Genomic DNA, 650 nt, shown 5'->3' on the forward strand with positions numbered 1-650 from the left:
ATAACGCCTTGTTAAGGTGTGAGGCACGCAATACCTAAGCTTCCGCATACCATCTTAACCACTAGAACTAACGCATAGTAAAAATGCTACGCGTGCCGAATCACTCTTGAACAATTTGTTATGTAGCCGACTTTCAGGTTAGTGCTTTCTGTCCAATTTGGAGCTTGGGCTCAATACCAGCTTTGCGATACAAAGCTAGAGCTGATTCATTGAAAGAATATACTTCTAACCACAGCTCTTCTCCGCCGTTAGAAATAGCTCTTTCCTCAAATGCCTCTATTAGCGCCACTCCAACACCTTGACTCCTAAAGCATGAATCCACAACAATCTGTTCAACGTTTACGATCTTTCGCTCTTTGAGAGTCCAAGACTTACGAACCCATAACTCACCAAAAACAAAACCTACTAACTGCCCTTTGCTTTCGGCTACCAGAAAAATCGAGCTTTCACTTTTGATTATCTTGTGTAGGTCTATTTTTTGTTCAATTTCTTCCGGTGATAAAAAGTCATCAGGTAAATTTGCTTGATGATACTCATTAAGCTGAAACTGTAGTTTCTTGATAACACTGATATCTTCAATGCGAGCTTGCCGAATATTTAACATATATAAATCCTTTTAACTTACCGTCCTCTCGCGGCTACATAACGCC

1 protein-coding gene is annotated in these 650 nt (G+C 40.3%); it reads right to left on the reverse strand.

The window, feature by feature from the left end; all coding sequences use genetic code 11:
* Positions 1–133: 133 nt before the first annotated feature.
* A complete protein-coding gene (locus IQR33_RS18050) occupies positions 134–604 on the reverse strand; it encodes a GNAT family N-acetyltransferase (RefSeq protein ID WP_176311058.1) in 471 nt (156 codons plus the stop codon).
* Between the last annotated feature and the right edge of the window lie 46 nt (positions 605–650).

Origin of the sequence: Vibrio sp. OPT46 (assembly GCF_015163535.1) — a bacterium.
Classification (GTDB): domain Bacteria; phylum Pseudomonadota; class Gammaproteobacteria; order Enterobacterales; family Vibrionaceae; genus Vibrio; species Vibrio alginolyticus.

Coding starts and splice junctions, on each gene's coding strand:
- IQR33_RS18050 (WP_176311058.1), bottom strand. CDS start 604: ATGTTAAATATTCGGCAAGCTCGCATTGAAGATATCAGTGTTATCAAG.